General features: G+C 74.5%; 19 protein-coding genes. 14 read left to right on the top strand and 5 right to left on the bottom strand.

What is annotated here, in order from left to right; all coding sequences use genetic code 11:
* Positions 1–12 precede the first annotated feature (12 nt).
* Both ACI8AX_RS10125 and ACI8AX_RS10120 read left to right on the top strand, forming a co-directional pair.
* Positions 13–1,314, top strand: a complete 1,302-nt coding sequence (locus ACI8AX_RS10125; RefSeq protein ID WP_456549677.1) for a D-arabinono-1,4-lactone oxidase — start codon at positions 13–15, stop codon at positions 1,312–1,314.
* 16 nt (positions 1,315–1,330) lie between these two features.
* Positions 1,331–1,918: a TetR/AcrR family transcriptional regulator gene (locus tag ACI8AX_RS10120; protein ID WP_456549676.1), complete on the top strand. Its 588-nt coding sequence runs from the start codon at positions 1,331–1,333 to the stop codon at positions 1,916–1,918.
* Positions 1,919–1,975: 57 nt separating this feature from the next.
* Here ACI8AX_RS10120 and ACI8AX_RS10115 read toward each other — a convergent pair whose 3' ends face one another.
* On the bottom strand, positions 1,976–3,157 hold the full coding sequence (locus tag ACI8AX_RS10115) for an alcohol dehydrogenase catalytic domain-containing protein (protein WP_456549675.1): 1,182 nt from the start codon (positions 3,155–3,157) through the stop codon (positions 1,976–1,978).
* A gap of 292 nt (positions 3,158–3,449) precedes the next feature.
* Here ACI8AX_RS10115 and ACI8AX_RS10110 point away from each other — a divergent pair, with 292 nt between their 5' ends.
* The 3 genes from ACI8AX_RS10110 (at position 3,450) to ACI8AX_RS10100 (ending at position 6,751) form a co-directional block, all read left to right on the top strand.
* Positions 3,450–4,667, top strand: coding sequence for a peptidoglycan DD-metalloendopeptidase family protein (locus ACI8AX_RS10110; protein ID WP_456549674.1), 1,218 nt, complete (start codon positions 3,450–3,452; stop codon positions 4,665–4,667).
* A gap of 123 nt (positions 4,668–4,790) precedes the next feature.
* Positions 4,791–5,726: a cation diffusion facilitator family transporter gene (locus ACI8AX_RS10105; protein ID WP_456549673.1), complete on the top strand. Its 936-nt coding sequence runs from the start codon at positions 4,791–4,793 to the stop codon at positions 5,724–5,726.
* Positions 5,727–5,791: 65 nt separating this feature from the next.
* On the top strand, positions 5,792–6,751 hold the full coding sequence (locus ACI8AX_RS10100; RefSeq protein ID WP_456549672.1) for a cytochrome c oxidase assembly protein: 960 nt from the start codon (positions 5,792–5,794) through the stop codon (positions 6,749–6,751).
* A 94-nt stretch (positions 6,752–6,845) separates the two neighbouring features.
* On the opposite strand, the gene ACI8AX_RS10095 is transcribed toward ACI8AX_RS10100, so the two are convergent.
* Positions 6,846–8,423 (bottom strand): MFS transporter, encoded by a 1,578-nt coding sequence (locus ACI8AX_RS10095; RefSeq protein WP_456549671.1) that lies wholly within the window; start codon positions 8,421–8,423, stop codon positions 6,846–6,848.
* Between the two features lie 81 nt (positions 8,424–8,504).
* Here ACI8AX_RS10095 and ACI8AX_RS10090 point away from each other — a divergent pair, with 81 nt between their 5' ends.
* The 4 genes from ACI8AX_RS10090 (at position 8,505) to serB (ending at position 13,078) form a co-directional block, all read left to right on the top strand.
* Positions 8,505–9,008, top strand: coding sequence for a metallophosphoesterase family protein (locus tag ACI8AX_RS10090; protein ID WP_456549670.1), 504 nt, complete (start codon positions 8,505–8,507; stop codon positions 9,006–9,008).
* Positions 9,005–9,865 (top strand): putative RNA methyltransferase, encoded by an 861-nt coding sequence (locus tag ACI8AX_RS10085; protein ID WP_456549669.1) that lies wholly within the window; start codon positions 9,005–9,007, stop codon positions 9,863–9,865. The genes ACI8AX_RS10090 and ACI8AX_RS10085 overlap by 4 nt, the downstream gene beginning before the upstream one ends.
* Positions 9,866–9,932: 67 nt before the next feature.
* Entirely contained in the window at positions 9,933–11,690 is a 1,758-nt protein-coding gene (ctaD, locus tag ACI8AX_RS10080; protein ID WP_456549668.1) for an aa3-type cytochrome oxidase subunit I, read from the top strand.
* Positions 11,691–11,827: 137 nt separating this feature from the next.
* On the top strand, positions 11,828–13,078 hold the full coding sequence (serB, locus tag ACI8AX_RS10075; RefSeq protein ID WP_456549667.1) for a phosphoserine phosphatase SerB: 1,251 nt from the start codon (positions 11,828–11,830) through the stop codon (positions 13,076–13,078).
* Positions 13,079–13,081: 3 nt separating this feature from the next.
* On the opposite strand, the gene ACI8AX_RS10070 is transcribed toward serB, so the two are convergent.
* Both ACI8AX_RS10070 and ACI8AX_RS10065 read right to left on the bottom strand, forming a co-directional pair.
* The gene (locus ACI8AX_RS10070; RefSeq protein ID WP_456549666.1) at positions 13,082–13,657 is read right to left on the bottom strand and encodes a nicotinamidase; all 576 of its coding nucleotides are present in this window, start codon (positions 13,655–13,657) and stop codon (positions 13,082–13,084) included.
* Positions 13,658–13,682: 25 nt separating this feature from the next.
* Complete coding sequence (locus ACI8AX_RS10065) at positions 13,683–14,966, bottom strand: nicotinate phosphoribosyltransferase (protein WP_456549665.1); 1,284 nt, start codon at positions 14,964–14,966, stop codon at positions 13,683–13,685.
* Positions 14,967–15,032: 66 nt separating this feature from the next.
* Between ACI8AX_RS10065 and clpS the strand changes: the two genes are divergently transcribed.
* Together clpS and ACI8AX_RS10055 are read left to right on the top strand one after the other, a co-directional pair.
* Complete coding sequence (gene clpS, locus ACI8AX_RS10060) at positions 15,033–15,329, top strand: ATP-dependent Clp protease adapter ClpS (protein ID WP_456549664.1); 297 nt, start codon at positions 15,033–15,035, stop codon at positions 15,327–15,329.
* Positions 15,326–15,823 carry a DUF2017 family protein gene (locus ACI8AX_RS10055; protein ID WP_456549663.1) on the top strand — a complete coding sequence of 166 codons (498 nt, stop codon included), beginning with the start codon at positions 15,326–15,328 and terminating at the stop codon, positions 15,821–15,823. The genes clpS and ACI8AX_RS10055 overlap by 4 nt, the downstream gene beginning before the upstream one ends.
* Here the strand turns inward: ACI8AX_RS10055 and ACI8AX_RS10050 are convergent.
* Positions 15,762–16,118 (bottom strand): hypothetical protein, encoded by a 357-nt coding sequence (locus ACI8AX_RS10050; RefSeq protein WP_456549662.1) that lies wholly within the window; start codon positions 16,116–16,118, stop codon positions 15,762–15,764. The two genes, ACI8AX_RS10055 and ACI8AX_RS10050, sit on opposite strands and share 62 nt — an antisense overlap.
* A gap of 128 nt (positions 16,119–16,246) precedes the next feature.
* On the opposite strand from ACI8AX_RS10050, the gene ACI8AX_RS10045 reads away from it, so the two are divergent.
* The 3 genes from ACI8AX_RS10045 (at position 16,247) to ACI8AX_RS10035 (ending at position 18,187) form a co-directional block, all read left to right on the top strand.
* Positions 16,247–16,720, top strand: coding sequence for a Mov34/MPN/PAD-1 family protein (locus tag ACI8AX_RS10045; protein ID WP_456549661.1), 474 nt, complete (start codon positions 16,247–16,249; stop codon positions 16,718–16,720).
* 175 nt (positions 16,721–16,895) lie between these two features.
* Positions 16,896–17,174: a ubiquitin-like small modifier protein 1 gene (locus ACI8AX_RS10040; RefSeq protein ID WP_456549660.1), complete on the top strand. Its 279-nt coding sequence runs from the start codon at positions 16,896–16,898 to the stop codon at positions 17,172–17,174.
* Between the two features lie 62 nt (positions 17,175–17,236).
* Positions 17,237–18,187 (top strand): PLP-dependent cysteine synthase family protein, encoded by a 951-nt coding sequence (locus ACI8AX_RS10035; RefSeq protein ID WP_456549659.1) that lies wholly within the window; start codon positions 17,237–17,239, stop codon positions 18,185–18,187.
* The last annotated feature ends 15 nt before the right edge of the window (positions 18,188–18,202 follow it).

Below are 18,202 nucleotides of genomic sequence, written 5' to 3'. Positions count from 1 at the left end.
TACGCTGCCGCCGTGAGCAGCCGGTGGCGGAACTGGGCGGGCAACCAGCGGGCGGACGGCGTGACCGTGCTGCACCCGTCCGGGACCGACGCCCTCGCCGCGGCCCTGACCACCGCGGCCGCCGACGGACGGCGGGTCCGCCCGCTGGGCAGCGGCCACTCGTTCACCGCCGTCGGGCGGCCCGACGACGTCGGCCTGGCGCTCGACCGGCACGCGGAGCTGCTCGACGTCGACGCGACCGGTCTGGTCACCGTCCAGGCCGGGATGCCGCTGCACCGGCTGAACGCCGAGCTGGCCGCCCGCGGGTGGGCGCTGACCAACCTCGGCGACGTCGACCGGCAGACCGTCGCCGGCGCCCTGTCGACCGGGACGCACGGCACCGGCGCGGCCCACGGCGGCCTGGCCACCCAGCTGCGCGGGCTGACGCTGGTCACCCCCGGCGGCGCGGTCCTGCGCTGCTCGGCCGACCAGCACCCCGACGTCTTCTCCGCCGCCCGGGTCTCCCTCGGGGCGCTCGGCGTCCTCGACACGGTGACGCTGCAGGCCGTGCCGGCCTTCGCGCTGCGCGCCGAGGAGGGCCCGGCCGCGCTGCCGGAGCTGCTGGACGGGTTCGCCGAGTTCATGACGTCCACCGACCACGTCGAGTTCTACTGGTTCCCGCACACCGACCGGTGCCTCACCAAGCGCAACACCCGCGTGCCGCTGACCGAGGTGGCGCCGCTGCCCCGCCTCCGCGCCTTCTGGGACGACGAGGTGCTGGCCAACGCCGGGCTCGCGGCGGTCGTCGCCACCGGCCGCCGGGTGCCCGCGCTGGTCGCCCCGCTGGCCCGGTTCTCGGCCGGCGCGCTGGGGGCCCGCACGTACACCGACGTCGCGCACCGGGTGTTCGTCTCCCGCCGCCGCGTCCGGTTCCGCGAGATGGAGTACGCCGTGCCCCGGGAGGCGGCGCCGGAGGTGCTCGCGGAGCTGCGCCGCGCGGTCGACGCGAGCGACTGGCGGGTGCCGTTCCCGGTCGAGGTGCGGGTGGCCGCCGCCGACGACGTCCCGCTGTCGACGGCGTACGGGCGCGACACCGCCTACGTCGCCGTCCACGTGCCGGCGCGCAGCGAGCCGGGGCCCTACTTCGACGCCGTCGAGGCGATCGCCGGCGCCGTGGGCGGGCGGCCGCACTGGGGCAAGCTGCACTCCCTCGACGCCGCGGCGCTCGCCGGTCGCTACCCGCGCTTCGCCGAGTTCACCGCCCTGCGCGACCGCCTCGACCCCGCCGGCGTCCTCGGCAGCGCCCACCTCGACCGCGTGCTCGGGCGGGCCTGACGTGCCGCGGCTGGCCGTGGCGGACCGCCGCGAGGCGCTGGTCGAGGCGGCGCTGCGGGTGATGGGTCGCGAGGGGCTCGCCGCCGGCACCACCCGGGCGGTGGTCGCCGAGGCGGGCATGTCGCTGGCGAGCTTCCACTACGCGTTCGCCTCCCGCGACGAGCTGCTCGCCGAGCTGGTCCGCCGGGTCGTCGGCCGAGAGCTCGCCGCCGCGACCGCCGCCCTGGACGCCGCCGCCGGGCTGGCCGGCTGCCTGCGCGGCGCGGCCGGCGGCTACCTGGCCCACCTGGAGGCCGACCCGGGCGCCGAGCAGCTGATGCTGGAGCTCACCCTGCACGCGGTGCGCGACCCCGCGCTGCGTCCGGTCGCCCGGGAGCAGTACCGCGCCTACGCCGTCGCGGCGGCCACCCTGCTGGAGCGGGCCGCCGCGGTGACCGGGACGGCGTGGCGGGCGCCGGTCGCCGAGCCGGCCCGGCTGCTGGTCACGCTGGTCGACGGCGCGACGACGACGTGGCTGGTCGACCGCGACACCCCGGCCACCCGCGCCACCCTCGACGCCGGCGTCGACCTCCTGGTCACCCGCTACGCCGCCGTCCCCTCCTGAGCACTCCGCGCGCGAAACGCTCCCGGTGCGGGGAGCGTTTCGCGCGCGGAAGTCCCCTCAGGGGGTGAGCAGGACCTTCACCGCGCCGTCCTTCTTCTCCCGGAAGTTCGCGTAGGCCTCCGGGGCCTGCTCGAGCGGCACGTGGTGGGTGGCGAAGTCGTCGACGCCCAGCGGGTCGCCCTCGGTGAGGATCGGCAGGATGTCGGGCACCCACCGCCACACGTTGGCCTGGCCCATGCGCAGCTGGATCTGCTTGTCGAACATCCGCATGAGCGGCAGCGGGTCGGTCGCCCCGCCGTAGACGCCGGACAGTGAGATCGTGCCGCCGCGGCGGACCGTCTCGATCGCGGTGTTGAGCGCGGCCAGCCGGTCGACGCCGAACACCTGCATGACCTTCTCCATGACGGCGTCCGGCACGAGCGCGGTCGCCTTCTGCGCGATCGACGCCAGCGGGGAGCCGTGCGCCTCCATGCCGACCGCGTCGATGACCGCGTCGGCCCCGCGGCCGTCGGTCGCGTCCCGGATCGCCTGGACGACCTCGGCCTGGTCGGTCGAGCGGATCACGTTCGTGCCGCGGCGGGTGGCCCGCGTGATGCGCTCGGGGACGACGTCCGAGGCGTACACCTTCTCGATGCCCAGGTGGTGGGCGATCCGGGTGCACATGTCGCCGATCGGCCCGAGCCCGAGCACCAGCAGCGTGCCGCCCGGCGGGACCGCCGCGTACTGCACCGCCTGCCAGGCGGTGGGCAGGACGTCGGAGAGGTAGACGAACCGGTCGTCGGGCAGGCCGTCGGGCACCTTGATCGGCAGCGTGTTGCCGAACGGCACCCGCAGGTACTCGGCCTGACCGCCGGGCACCTGCCCGTAGAGCTTCGTGTAGCCGAACAGCGAGGCGCCGAAGCCCTGCTCGCGGTTCTGCGTGGTCTCGCACTGCGACTGCAGGCCCTGCGAGCACATCCAGCAGGTGCCGCAGGAGATGTTGAAGGGGACGACGACCCGGTCACCGGGCTTGACCGCGGTGACGTCCCGGCCGACCTCGCGGACGATCCCCATGGGCTCGTGGCCCATGACGTCGCCGACGCTCATGAAGGGCGCCATCACCTCGATGAGGTGGAGGTCGGAGCCGCAGATGCCGCTGGACGTCACCTCGACGACCACGTCGGTCGGCTCCTGGATCGTCGGGTCGGGGACCGTGTCCACCCGGACGTCGGCTCGGCCGTGCCAGGTCACTGCGCGCATGCGGGGAGCTCCTCATTACTCGTCGTCGGAGGGGTCCGACCAGGGGCCTCTGCCCGGTGGTGAGGCTCATCGCGCCTCGTTCAGCGTTCAACCGGCGCGTCGCTCACTCAGCGTGAGACCGGTTCGACGGAGTGCTGAATGACATCCGTGCAGCTCAGTGGCCTGCGCCACACAACCAATGGGTACTACCCCGCCTCACAGATCACGAACCGGTCACGGCGTGTTTACATGGCTCCCGTCCTCTTCCCGGACCACACGCAACACGTCCTTGTCCCCTGCGGAAGTCAGGTGCATGTCCCAGCTCCACCACGACCCCGTCCTCGACGAGGCGGCGGTGCCCGCTCCGGGCTCCGGCACCCCCCTCGACGGCCCGGCGGAGGCGGCTCCGGCTCGCCCCGCACCGGCGGAGGAGGAGGTCCCACCGACCATCCCGGCGCAGCGCCCGGGGGACGCGGCCCGACGGGAGAGGAAGCGGGCCGGTCGTCCCCGGGCGGAGCGGACCGTCCGTCCGGCCCCGGCCGACGCCGACACCCACCTCGCCGCGCCGGAGGACCTCGCCGACCTCGCCGACCTCACCGGGCAGGCGGAGGCCACGGCCCTGGCCGGGCTCGAGGAGGTCGCGCCCGAGGTGCACGCGCCGCTCGTGATCACCGGCGCCACCGACGAGGCCGCCACCTCCGCCGCCGGCGACCCGGCCGATCCCGGGACCGCCGACCGGGCCGACGCCGGGGCCGAGGACCCCGAGCGGTGCGCGACGCCGGTCACCGCCGGCCGCGGGCGGCGCCGCACGGGCCTGGTCCGCCGCCGTCCGTTCGTCTACCTGGCCGCCGCGCTGGTCACCGCCGCCGGCCTCGGCGTGGTCACCGGCGGGGAGACCGAGGCCGCGGCCGAGCCGTCGTCGGCGCCGCCGGTCAGCGAGTCGGTGAGCGTGGCCCGCGCCCTGGGCATCGAGGGCACCGCCCTGCAGGCGCCCGCGCCGGTGGGGGTCGAGGCCGCCCAGCTCGCGGAGCTGGCCGCGAGCCGGACCAGCCGCGACATGGAGCGCTTCGCCGCCGCGACCGCCCAGTACGAGGCCGACCAGCTGACCGTCCTGGCGATCGCCGAGGCCGCGCGCCCCGACGCCGTCCTGCCCGTCCAGGGCGCCCGGCTCACCAGCGGCTTCGGGGCCCGCTGGGGCACGATGCACGCCGGCATCGACCTGGCCGCGCCCATGTACACGCCCGAGTACGCGGCGATGGACGGCGTCGTCCTGGAGGCCGGCCCGGCCAGCGGCTACGGCAACGCCGTCTACATCCAGCACGAGAACGGCGACGTCACCGTCTACGGGCACATGGAGGAGATCCTCGTCGTGCCCGGGCAGGTGGTCCGCGCCGGCGACACGATCGCGCTGCTGGGCAACCGCGGCCAGTCCACCGGTCCGCACCTGCACTTCGAGGTGCACGTGGGTGGCCTGAACGGCACCAAGGTCGACCCGATCCCGTGGCTGCGGGAGCGCGGCGTCCAGATCTGATGAAGGACCCCCGTGCCCCCCACCGCTCGCGAGCTCGCGGCGGGTCCCTGCACGGGGGCCGGACCGGGGCCGCGGGTGCGGCACACTCGCGGGTGTGGAACGGCCCGGGGAGGTGAGCCGCTGATGGGTGCGGAGCACTCGCACGGCCACTCCCACGGCCACTCCCACGGCACGGCCGCCGCCGGACAGCGCCGCCGCCTGGCCCTGGTGCTGGCGCTGACCGTCGCCGTCCTCGGTGCCGAGGTCGTCGGGGCCGTGGTGTCGGGCTCGCTGGCCCTGCTGGCCGACGCCGGGCACATGGCCACCGACGCGCTCGGGATCGGGCTGGCGCTGGGCGCCGTCTCGCTGGCGCAGCGGCCGCCGCGCGGCCGGCGCACCTTCGGCTGGCAGCGCGTCGAGATCCTCGCGGCCGTGGCCAACGGCCTGCTCCTGCTCGGCGTCGGGGGCTACGTGGTGGTCGAGGCGGTCCGCCGCGTCTCCGACCCGCCCGAGGTGCACGCGCCGGTCATGCTGCTCGCCGCCGGCGCCGGCCTGCTCGTCAACCTGGTCGGGCTCGCCCTGCTGCACCGCGGCCGGGAGGAGTCGCTGAACGTCCGCGGCGCCTACCTGGAGGTGCTCTCCGACGCCCTGGGCTCGGTGGCCGTGATCGTCGCCGCGGTCGTCATCGCCCTGACCGGCTGGACGCCGGCCGACACGGTGGCGTCCCTGCTCATCGGGTGCCTGGTCCTGCCGCGCGCGTGGTCGCTGCTGCGGGAGGCGCTCGACGTGCTGCTGGAGGCGGCGCCCCGCGGGGTCGACCTGGACCAGGTGCGCGCGCACATCCTCGAGGTCGACGGCGTCCTCGCGGTGCACGACCTGCACGCCTGGACGATCACCTCGGGGCTGCCGGTGCTGTCGGCGCACGTCGTCGTCACCGACGAGGCCCTGGACGGCGGCCACGGCGGCCGGGTGCTCGACGCGCTGTGCGCCTGCCTCGGCGACTGCTTCGACGTCGCCCACTGCACCTTCCAGCTCGAGGCCGCGACGCACGCCGCGCACGAGGCGCCGGTGCACGACTAGCCGGTCGCGGCCCGCCCCGCTGGTGGGACAGTGGGTGCCGGACGTCGCAGCGACAGGAGGCATCGGTGGACCACGGGCACCACTCGGGCATGTGGGTGCCCGGCGAACCGCCGTCGCCGGGGCGGCTGTTCCTGCCGCACCTGGACGCCTGGTCGGTGCTGCCGGTGCTCAGCCTGCTCGGGCTGGTCGTCTACCTGGTCGGCGTCGTCCGCCTGCGCCGCACCGGCGTGGCCTGGCCGTGGTGGCGGACGGCGGCCTGGGTCGCCGGCACCCTCTCGCTGTTCGCCGTGACCGGCACCTGGTTCAACGGCTACAGCATGGTGCTGTTCAGCGTCCACATGACCCAGCACATGGTGCTGTCGATGCTCTCGCCGCTGCTCCTGCTGGTGGCGGCGCCGCTGACGCTGGCGCTGCGCACCCTGCCCCGCGGCACCGGTGCGGCCGGTGTGCCGCGGGCGCTGCTGCTCAACGGGCTGCACAGCCGGCTCGCGCAGGCGGTCGCCTCACCGCTGTTCACCGTGCCGCTGTTCATCGCCAGCCTCTACGGCATCTACTTCACGCCGGTGTTCGACGCGCTGATGTCCTCGCCCGTCGGGCACCAGTTCATGCTCGCCCACTTCGTCGTCACCGGGCTGCTGTTCTTCGGGCCGGTGCTGGCCCAGGACCCGTGGCCCCGGCAGGTCGGCCACGGCGGCCGGATGCTCGAGCTGATGGCGCCCGTGCCGTTCCACGCCTTCTTCGGCGTCGCGGTGATGATGGCGACCTCGCTGGTCGTCGACAGCTTCGCCGAGCCGCCGGCCGGCTGGGGGGTCGACCCGCTGGAGGACCAGGGGGTCGCCGGCGGCATCGCCTGGGCCTTCGGGGAGCTGCCGACCGCGCTCGTGCTCGCCGTCGTGCTGTTCTCGTGGATGCGCTCGGAGGAGCGCCGCGCCCGGCGGCAGGACCGCGCGGCCGACCGCACCGAGGACGCCGAGCTCGAGGCCTACAACGCCCGCCTGCGCACCCTGGCCGCGGGCGACCGCTGACCGGTGCGGCCACGACCGGCTGACCCGGTCGCAGCGCGCCCTCCCGCACCGCGGACGGTGGGGGAGGACGCGCTGCGGCGGGGGTGGACGCCGGTCAGCCGACGTGGACCGGCGCGGCGCCCTCGGCCGGCAGGTCCTCCTTCGTCGCCTTGATGAGGACGGCGGACACCACGGCGCCGGCCAGGAGCAGCACCGACGCCCAGGTGAAGGCGGTGGTGTAGCCCTCGACCTGGGCCGCGATCGGCGCCTGCGGGTCCCCGTCGGCGACGAGGTCGGCCAGCGCCGCGCTCGTGGCGCCGACCGAGAGGCTGGCCAGCAGCGCGGTGCCGACCGACGCCCCGACCTGCTGGGTGGCGTTGAGCAGCGCGCTCGCGGCGCCGGCGTCGTGCTGGCCGGCACCCAGGAGGGCCAGGTTGGACAGCGGCACCATGGTGAAGCCCAGGCCCAGGCCGAGGAGGAGCTGTGCCGGGAAGGGCAGCGCCCAGAAGCCGGTGTCCAGGTCGACCAGGCTGAGCAGGAACAGGCCGGCCGCGGCCAGCAGGCCGCCGGCGACCATGAGGGGCTTGGGCCCGGTCCTCACGACCAGCGCGCTGGCGGCGCCCGCGGCGACCAGCACGCCGAGCGTGGTCGGCAACGAGGCCAGGCCCGCGTGGACGGGCTTGTACTCGAGCACCTGCTGGAAGTAGAGGCTCAGGAAGAAGAACGCGCCGAGCAGGCCGGCACCGAGCAGCCCGGCGGTGAGGTACGCCCCGCCGCGGTTGCGGTCGGCCACCAGCCGGAGCGGCATGAGGGGGTTGCGCACCCGCCGCTCGAACAGCACGAACGCCACGACCAGGACCACGCCGAGCACGATGAACAGCCAGGCGAGGCCGTCGGTCCACCCGCTGTCGGGCACGACGATCGGGGCGCCGGTGCCCTGCGCGGCCTCGTTCGCCGCCGCGGCCTCCGCGGCGTTGGTCTGGGACGTCTCGGCGACCCGCGTGAAGCCGTACACGAACGACGCCAGGCCCAGGGTGATGAGCACCGCGCCCGGGATGTCGTACCGCGTGTCGCCCGGCGCCCGGCTCTCCGGGACGAACGGGATCGCCAGCACCACCGCGACCAGGGCGACGGGCAGGTTCACCCAGAAGCACCAGCGCCAGTCGGCGTACTCGGTCAGCACCCCGCCGAGCAGCAGGCCGACGGCCGAGCCGCCACCGGCGATGGCGCCGTAGACGGCGAAGGCCTTGGCCCGCTCGCGGGCGTCGGTGAACAGGACGGTGATCAGGGCCAGCGAGGCGGGCGCCAGCAGCGCGCCGAAGGCGCCCTGCAGCGCCCGGGCGGCGAAGAGCATGCCCTCGTTCTGGGCGACACCACCCAGGGCGGAGGCGACCGCGAAGCCGGCGGCGCCGACGAGGTAGGTGCGCTTGCGGCCCCAGAAGTCGGCGATGCGCCCACCGAGCAGCAGGAAGCCGCCGAAGGTCAGCGTGTAGGCGGTGACGATCCACTGCTGGCTCGCGGCGCTGATCCCCAGGTCACCGGAGACGGCGGGCAGCGCGATGTTGACGATCGTGGCGTCGAGGATGACCAGCAGGACGGTGAGGGCGATGACGCCCAGCGCCAGCCAGCGCTTCTCGTAGGGCTCGTCGGGCGGGGTCTCCGCTGCGGCGGGCGTGGACGTGGGGTCGGACATGGGAGTGCTTCCTCGCGGTGCTCAGGGGGAGGCCGAGGTCGTCGGCCGCTGGGCAAGGTATCGGCCTGGGACCATGGACCCGTGCCGATTTCGCTGGTGGTGACGGCAGACACGCACGTCCCGAGGCGGGCGCGTGACCTACCTCATGTCCTGTGGGAGGCGATCGAGGACGCCGACCTGGTGGTGCACGCCGGCGACTGGGTCGACGTGGCGCTCCTCGACGAGCTCGAGCGGCGGGCCCGGCGGCTGCTCGCGGTCTACGGCAACAACGACCACGGGCCGCTGCGCGAGCGGCTGCCCGAGGTGGCCCGGACCGAGGTCGAGGGGGTCCGGCTCGCCGTCGTCCACGAGACCGGCGACGCCAAGGGGCGCGAGGCCCGGTGCGCGGCGCGCTTCCCCGACACCGACGTCCTGGTGTTCGGGCACAGCCACATCCCCTGGGACACCACCGCGCCCACCGGGCTGCGGCTGCTCAACCCCGGCTCGCCCACCGACCGCCGGCGCCAGCCGCACTGCACCTTCCTCACCGCCGTCGCCGACGGCGGCGCCCTCCGCGACGTCGAACTGCACCGGGTCCCCCGGTGAGCGGACGGCGGCCGTTCCCCGCCGCCGCGGTCGACCTGCTCGCCTGCCCCGTGTGCACCGCTCCGCTGGCGCCGGCCGACGGCGACACGGGCCTGCGGTGCGCCGCCGGGCACGCCTTCGACCGGGCCCGCCAGGGGCACGTCACGCTGCTCCCGCCGGGCCGGGCACCCGCCGCGGGCGACTCCGCCCAGATGGTCGCCGACCGGGTGGCCTTCCTCGGCTCGGGGGGCTTCGCCGGCGTCACCGGGGCGCTGGCCGACGCCGTGCTCGAGGGGGACCGGCCCGCGGCCCTGCTCGACCTCGGTGGGGGCACCGGCCACCACCTGGCCGCCGTGCTCGACCGGCTCCCCGGCGCCGTCGGTGTCGTCCTGGACGCCTCCCGCTACGCCGCGCGCCGGGCCGCCGCGGTCTCGCCGCGGGTGCTCGCCGTCGTGGCCGACGCCTGGGCCCGGCTGCCGGTCCGGGACGCCGCCGTCGACCGGGTGCTCGGCGTCTTCGCGCCGCGCAACGGCCCGGAGACCGCGCGGGTGCTGCGGCCGGGCGGCCGGCTGGTGGTGGTCACGCCCGCGCCGGACCACCTGGCCGAGCTGGTCGGCCCGCTGGGCCTGCTGCGCGTCGACCCCGACAAGGACGCCCGGCTGTCGGCCACCCTCGCCCCGCACCTGGAACCGGGGACGAGCACCGTGCACCGGGAGACGCTGGCCCTCCCGCGGTCGGCCGTGGCCACCCTCGTGGGGATGGGGCCGCACGCGCGCCACCTGTCGCCGCAGGCCCTCGCGGCCGGCCTGGCCGGGCTGCCCGAGCCGGTCCGGGTGACGGTCGCGGTGCAGGTCGGCGCGTGGCTGCGGGCGGCGTGACCGCACCGTGACCTGGAGGCCCGGCGTCGGCGCGAGGTCCGTCCGCGGCACGGTCTAAGCTCGCGCTGTGACGATCGCGCCAGCACCGATCGTGAGCCGGCCCAGCCCGGCTCGCGAGGTCGAGAAGGGCTCGCGGCTCTCGAACCTGCTGCGGACCACCGACCACAAGACCATCGGCCTGATGTACCTGGTCACCTCGTTCGCCTACTTCATGATCGGCGGGCTGATGGCCATGCTGATGCGTGGGGAGCTGGCGCAGCCGGGGCTGCAGTACCTCTCGCCCGAGCAGTACAACCAGCTCGTCACGATGCACGGCACGATCATGCTGCTGATGTTCGCGACGCCGCTGTTCTTCGCGTTCGCGAACCTGATCATGCCGCTGCAGATCGGTGCGCCCGACGTCGCCTTCCCGCGGCTGAACGCCCTGTCGTACTGGCTGTTCTTCCTCGGCTCGGCCATCGCGGTCTCCGGCTTCCTGACCCCCAGCGGCGCGGCTGACTTCGGCTGGTACGCCTACGCCCCGCTCTCCGACGCGGTCCACTCCCCGGGCGCCGGCGCGACCCTGTGGTTCTCGGGCCTCGCGGTCAGCGGTCTGGGCACGATCCTCGGTGGCGTCAACTTCATCGCCACGATCGTCTGCCTGCGCGCGCCCGGCATGACCCTGTTCCGGATGCCGATCTTCACCTGGAACACGCTGGTCACCAGCCTGCTGGTCCTCTTCGCGTTCCCGATCCTGACCGCGGCGATCATGGGCATGCTGGCCGACCGCAACCTCGGCTCGCTCATCTTCTCCCGCGAGAACGGCGGGGCGATGCTGTGGCAGCACCTGTTCTGGTTCTTCGGCCACCCCGAGGTCTACATCATCGCGCTGCCGTTCTTCGGCATCGTCACCGAGATCATCCCGGTCTTCAGCCGCAAGCCGCTGTTCGGCTACAAGGGCATGGTGGGCGCGACCCTGCTCATCGCCGTCCTCTCGGTGGCGGTCTGGGCGCACCACATGTACGCCACCGGCGCGGTGCTGCTGCCCTTCTTCGCCTTCACGACCTACCTGATCGCCGTGCCGACCGGCATCAAGTTCTTCAACTGGATCGGCACCATGTGGCGGGGTCAGATGACCTTCGAGACGCCGATGCTGTTCTCGCTGGGCTTCATGGTCACCTTCCTCCTGGGCGGTCTCACCGGTGTGCTGCTGGCCAGCCCGCCGCTGGACTGGCAGCTCAACGACAGCTACTTCGTCGTCGCCCACTTCCACTACGTCGTCTTCGGCACCGTGGTGTTCGCCGCCTACGCCGGCATCTACTTCTGGTTCCCCAAGATGGCCGGCCGGATGATGGACGAGCGGATCGGCAAGCTGCACTTCTGGCTGACCTTCGTCGGCTTCCACGCCACGTTCCTGGTGCAGCACTGGCTCGGCGGCGAGGGCTTCCCGCGCCGGTACGTGAACTACCAGCCCGGCGACGGCTTCACCTTCCTGAACACGTTCTCGACCATCGGGTCCTTCGTGCTCGGGGCCTCGACCATCCCGTTCCTCTACAACGTGTTCAAGTCGTGGAAGTACGGGAAGCTCGCGCTGCGCGACGACCCGTGGGGCCACGGGAACTCGCTGGAGTGGGCGACGTCCTCCCCGCCGCCGCGGCACAACTTCCTGTCGATCCCGCGGATCCGCTCCGAGCGCCCGGCGTTCGAGGCGCACTACCCGCACCTGATCGAGCGCCTGCACCGCGAGGCGCACGTCGGCAAGCGGCACGAGCCCTACGCCGGCGTCAGCGAGATCGGCGGAACGGCCGGTCGGCGCCAGGGCGAGAACGACCCCGACTTCACCTAGCCGGGAGCTCTCCCCGCACCCTCCTGCGACGACGCCCCGTCGGCCCCGGCCGGCGGGGCGTCGCCGTGTCCGGATGCTGCGGCGGCGCCCTCGGGCCGGTGCCGGGGGTGCCGACGGCGGTGCGGCACGATGACGGCGTGTCGCTGGACCCCGCCCCCCGCACGCTCGCCCGGAAGACCGCCCGCCGGCCCGGCGCCGTCCTCACCGTCAGCGGCCCCGACCGCCCCGGCGTGACGGCCCGGCTGTTCGCGGCCCTCGCGGCCCCCGGGGACGGGCTGCCGTCGGTCGAGGTCGTCGACGTCGAGCAGGTCGTGGTCCACGGGCAGCTGGTGCTGGGCGTCGTCGTGGCGGCGCCGGACGGCGAGGGCGACGAGCCGGCCCTGGTGTCCCGGCTGGCCGGACTGGCCGGGCGCGTCGCCGAGGAGACCGGCATGCAGGTGGGCGTCGAGCCGGCCGGGCCGGACGTCGCGGCCCCGGGCGGGGACCGGCCGCACCACGTCATCCTGCTGGGCCGGCCGGTCACCCCGGGCGCCGTGGCCGGCGCGGCCGCGGCGATCGCCGGCGCGGGGGCCAACATCGACGCCGTCCGCCGGCTCTCCGACGTCCCCGTCACTAGCTTCGAGCTCACCGTCTCCGGCGCCGAGGCCACCGAGCTGCGGACCGTGCTGGCCGAGGTGGCCGCCCAGACCGGCACCGACATCGCCGTCGAGCAGGTCGGCCTGGCGCGGCGCAGCAAGCGGCTGATCGTCCTCGACGTGGACTCCACGCTGGTCCGCGGCGAGGTGATCGACGAGCTGGCCGCCCGCGCCGGCCGCGCCGCCGAGGTCGCGCGGATCACCGCGGCCGCGATGAACGGGGAGCTGGACTTCGCCGAGTCGCTGCGTGCCCGCGTCGGGGCGCTGGCCGGGCTGCCCGTCGAGGTGCTCGACGAGGTCCGCGAGGCGCTGGTGCTCACCCCGGGGGCGCGCACGCTCATCCGCACCCTGCAGCGCCTCGGCTTCCGCTGCGGCATCGTGAGCGGCGGGTTCACGCAGATCACCGACCCGCTGGCCGAGAGCCTGGGCCTGGACTTCGCGGCGGCCAACACCCTGGAGGTCGCCGAGGGCCGGCTGACCGGGGGACTGGTCGGGGAGATCGTCGACCGCGCCGGCAAGGCCCGCGCGCTGGCCCGGTTCGCCGGGCAGTACGGCATCCCGCTCGAGCAGACCGTCGCGGTCGGTGACGGCGCCAACGACCTGGACATGCTCAACGCCGCCGGCCTGGGCATCGCGTTCAACGCCAAGCCCGTGGTCCGCGAGCAGGCGCACGCGGCCCTGAACCAGCCCTACCTGGACGCCGTCCTGCAGGTCCTCGGCTTCACCAGGGACGAGGTCCTCGACGCGCTGTAGGGGTCAGCCGGCGCGGTGGACGGCGCCCTCGAGCTCCACGCCCGCGGTGCGGAGCTGGTCGAGCGCGGCCTCTGTGGTCGCCTCGGAGACACCGGCGGTGAGGGGGAGGAGCACCCGGGTGGCGAAGCCCTCCGCGACGGCGTCCAGCGCGGTCGCGCGCACGCAGTGGTCGGTGGCGATGCCGACGACGTCGACGGCGTCCACCCCGCGGGAGCGCAGCCACTCCGCCAGCGGCGTCCCGTCGGAGCGGGCCTCGAAGCCGGAGTAGGCGGCGGCGTACTCGCCCTTGTCGAACACCGCCTCGATCGGCCCGCGGTCCAGCCGCGGGTGCAGCTCCACGCCGCCGGTGCCCACGACGCAGTGCGCCGGCCAGCTGTCGACGAAGTCGGGGGAGGGCGAGAAGTGCCCGCCCGGGTCGACGTGGTGGTCGCGGGTGGCCACCACGTGCGCGTAGTCCCCGGCCGCCGTCCGGGCGTGCTCGCTGATGGCGGCGGCGACGTCGGCCCCGCCGCGCACGGCGAGGCTGCCGCCCTCGCAGAAGTCGTTCTGGACGTCGATCACCAGCAGGGCGCGGGTCATGGGGTCCTCCCGTCGTGGGCGGTGGTCACTGGTGGATGGTCTCGATGGCGCAGTCGCCGCGCGACAGGGCGAAGGCCTCCGCCGGCATGGTCGCCCGCACGCGCTCGTGGTGGGCGCGGGCCTCGGCCAGCGCGTCGGGCGGGGACAGCTCCCGGCAGACCCGCCCGCCGCGCACCAGCTCGACCACCAGTTCGCGGTCGCCGTCCTGCGGCTCGATCGGCTGCGCGCAGACGACCTCGGCGGTCGCGGTGCCCCCGGCGTCGTGCCGGCGGACGGCGTGCTTGCGGCCCCCGACGGAGTTCTTGCCCTCGGACCGCTTCGCCACGGGGACGCCGTCCCGCTCGACCAGCTTGTAGACCATGCCGGCGGTCGGCGCCCCCGACCCGGTGACCAGCGAGGTGCCGACGCCGTAGCCGTCGACCGGGGCCGCCATCAGCCCGGCGATCGCGTACTCGTCGAGGTCGCTGGTGACGATGATCCGGGTCCCGGTGGCGCCGAGGGAGTCCAGCAGCTCACGCGCCCGGGTGGCGAGGGTGGGGAGGTCCCCGGAGTCGAGCCGGATGGCGCCCAGCTCCGGGCCGGCCACCTCGACGGCGGTGCGGATGCCCTGCTCGACGTCGTAGGTGTCGACCAGCAGCGTCGTCCCGGGGCCCAGGGTCGCCACCTGCGCGCGGAACGCCGAGGCCTCGTCGTCGTGCAGCAGCGTGAAGGCGTGCGCGCTGGTGCCCGTGGTGGGGACGCCGTAGCGGCGGCCGGCCTCGAGGTTGGAGCTGGAGGCGAACCCGACCAGCGAGGCGGCCCGGGCCGCGGCGACGGCGGCCTGCTCGTGGGTGCGGCGCGAGCCCATCTCGATGCACGGCCGGTCGCAGGCCGCGCCGACCATGCGCGCCGCGGCCGAGGCGATGGCACTGTCGTGGTTGAGCACGGACAGCACGAGCGTCTCCAGCAGGACCCCCTCGGCGAAGGACGCCCGCACGGTGAGCACGGGGGAGCCGGGGAAGAAGAACTCGCCCTCGGCGTAGCCGTCGACGTCCCCGCCGAACCGGAAGTCGGCCAGCCAGTCCAGCAGCCGGGCGTCGGTCACGCCCTGCGCCCGCAGGGTGGCCAGCTCCTCGTCGCCGAACCGGAACGCGGGCAGCGCCTCCAGCAGCCGGCCGGTGCCGGCGACCACGCCGTACCGGCGGCCGTGGGGCAGCCGGCGGGAGAAGACCTCGAAGACGCAGTCGCGGTCGGCGGTGCCGTCGGCCAGGGCGGCGGCGACCATCGTCAGCTCGTACCGGTCGGTGAGCAGGGCGGTTCCGGTCGGCATGGAGCCGAGCCTAGGCACGCCCGCGCGCGCTGACCCGTCGGGCGCCGGGCGCCTAAGCTCTCCCCCGTGGCCGGACCGCTCGCGCCGACACGGTCGCCCGAGACCGTCGTCGAGGAGGAGAACGACCTCGACCGTCCTTGGGTGACCATCGTCTGGGACGACCCGGTCAACCTCATGACCTACGTGACGTACGTCTTCCAGGAGCTGTTCGGCTACGACGAGGCGAAGGCCACGGAGTTGATGCTGCAGGTGCACCACGAGGGCAAGGCGATCGTCAGCTCCGGCCCGCGCGAGCGGATGGAGCACGACACCAGCCGGCTGCACGCCTACGGGCTGTGGGCCAGTTACCAGAAGGACGCATGAGGCCCTTCCGCCGGAAGGGCGACGAGTACGTCGCCCGCCTGGACCCGGCCGAGGCCGGCATCGTCGGGTTGCTGCTCGACCAGCTGGAGCAGCTGCTGACCGGCGAGGAGGACGACGTCGAGGGCGACGAGGTCCTCGCCCGGCTGCTGCCCGAGGGGCACCGCGGCGACCCGCGGCTGGCCGCCGAGTACCGCGAGCTGACCCGCAGCAGCCTGGTGGCGGGCAAGGCCGACGACCTGGCCACGGTGCGCGCCACCCTGCCGGCCGAGGGCGGGCAGCTGCGGCTGGACGCCGACCAGGCCGGTGCGTGGCTGCGCACCACCAACGACCTGCGGCTGGCCCTGGGCACCCGGCTGGGCGTCGACGCCGACACCGAGCCGCCCGCCGAGCTCGCGAGCGAGACCGACCAGCAGCTGGCCGTCTACTACTGGCTCACCGCCGTGCAGGGGTCGCTCGTGGACTCGCTCGCCTCCGGACGCGCCGGCCGAAGGTAGACAGCACCAGCAGCGCGAGCAGCACGCTGAGGACGAAGAACACGTAGACGAAGCCGTGCAGCTCGACGTCCTTGACCGCCGCGCCGATCGTCGACAGCAGCGTCAGCCCGGCCGACCCCAGCAGCAGGACCAGGGCCAGCACGCGCAGCAGCACCAGGACGACCAGCGAGGCGCGGTCGGTGCCCGGGTCGCCGCTGAACCGGCCGCGCCGCCGGAGCAGCCCGCGGGCGCCCAGGAACAGCGCCGGCAGCGCGAGCAGCGCCACCACGGCGGCCAGGAGGAGGTCGACCAGCACGAGACGAGACCGTAACGCCTGCCGCGCGGCGTGACGCCCGCCACCGGATGCGGTGTCGCCCACGTCCGGCGCGTCCCCGGTCCGGAGGACGGCGGAGACCCGTCCGGGAGGACGCCTAGACTGGGCCCGTGCTGCGCATCGACCGCGCGACCTACGACGCCATCGTGGCCCACGCCCGGGAGGACCACCCGGACGAGGCCTGTGGCGTCGTCGCCGGTCCCGAGGGCAGTGACCGCCCCGAGCGGTTCATCCCGATGCTCAACGCGGCGCGCTCGCCGACGTTCTACGAGTTCGACTCCGGCGACCTGCTGCGGCTCTACCGGGACATGGACGACCGCGACGAGGTGCCGGTGGTCGTCTACCACTCGCACACCGCCACCGAGGCCTACCCCTCGCGCACCGACATCAGCTACGCCTCCGAGCCCGAGGCCCACTACGTGCTGGTCTCCACCCGGCACCACGGGGCGCAGACCGGGCTGGCCGGCGACGAGGTGGAGTTCCGCAGCTTCCGGATCGTCGACGGCCAGGTGACCGAGGAGGACGTCGAGGTCGTCGAGTCCTACCTGTTCGGCCACTCGCCGACCACCGTCGTCTACGACTGAGAGAAGTCGGAGGACCCTCCTGCCCCCCACGACGCGCTCCGCGCGCCGCGGGCCCCTGCAGGAGGGCCGCCGGAATCCCCGGCGGCGAGCGGGCGTTGCCCGCACTGACGCACCACACCCGCTGCCGTGCAGCGGTGCCCGCATCCCGCACGACCCCAGAGGAGAACCGCACGCCATGGCCATCGAGGTCCGGATCCCGACCATCCTGCGCACCCACACCGGTGGGGCCAAGACCGTGGAGGGCAGCGGCGCCACGCTCGGCGCGCTCGTCGACGACCTCGACAGCCAGCACCCCGGCCTGAAGAACCGCCTCGTCACCGAGGAGGGCAAGCTGCACCGCTTCGTCAACGTCTACGTCAACGACGAGGACGTGCGCTTCACCGGTGCGCTGGACACCCAGGTCAAGGACGGCGACTCGGTCACCATCCTCCCGGCGGTCGCCGGCGGCTGCTGAGCCGCCGCCGTCCCGCCCTCCGCCCGGCCCTCCGCCCCGTCCCCCTCCGGAAGAGCTCTGCCATGGCCCGCTTCGCCTCCCTCGTCGACTCCCTCGGCGGCACCCCGCTCGTCGGGCTGCCGCGGCTGTCGCCGACCCCCGACGTCCGGCTGTGGGCCAAGCTCGAGGACCACAACCCGACCGGGTCGATCAAGGACCGCGCGGCCATCTCGATGATCGAGGCGGCGGAGAAGGACGGGTCGCTGAAGCCGGGGGACACGATCCTCGAGCCGACCAGCGGCAACACCGGCATCTCGCTGGCCATGGTCGCCCGCCAGCGCGGCTACCGGCTGATCTGCGTGATGCCGGAGAACACCTCGGTCGAGCGGCGCCAGCTGCTGGAGATGTACGGCGCCCGGATCATCAGCTCGCCGGCCGCGGGCGGCTCCAACCAGGCCGTGGCGATGGCCAAGCAGCTGGCCGCCGAGCACGACGACTGGGTGATGCTGTACCAGTACGGCAACCCGGCCAACGCCGAGGCGCACTACACCGGGACGGCGCCGGAGATCCTCGCCGACCTGCCCTCGATCACCCACTTCGTGGCGGGCCTGGGCACCACCGGCACCCTCATGGGCTGCTCGCGCTACTTCCGCGAGCACAAGCCCGGCGTCCAGGTGATCGCCGCAGAGCCCCGCTACGGCGAGCTGGTGTACGGCCTGCGCAACATCGACGAGGGCTTCATCCCCGAGCTGTACGACGCGTCGCTGCTGGACTCCCGGTTCAGCGTCGGCCCCGAGGACGCCATCCACCGCACCCGCCAGCTGGTCGAGCGGGAGGGCATCTTCGCCGGGATCTCGACCGGGGCGATCCTGCACGCGGCGCTCGGCATCGCCGACAAGGAGGTCGCCGCCGGCCGCAAGGCCGACATCGTCTTCATCGTCTGCGACGGCGGGTGGAAGTACCTGTCGACCGGCGCCTACGCCGGCACGCTGGACGAGGCGACCTCGGCGCTGGAGGGCCAGCTCTGGGCCTGACCAGGCCCTCCCGCC

Source organism: Blastococcus sp. SYSU D00813, from assembly GCF_054050735.1.
The sequence above is the reverse complement of the archived record's forward strand: the minus strand, read 5'-3'. Positions and strand labels throughout refer to the sequence as shown.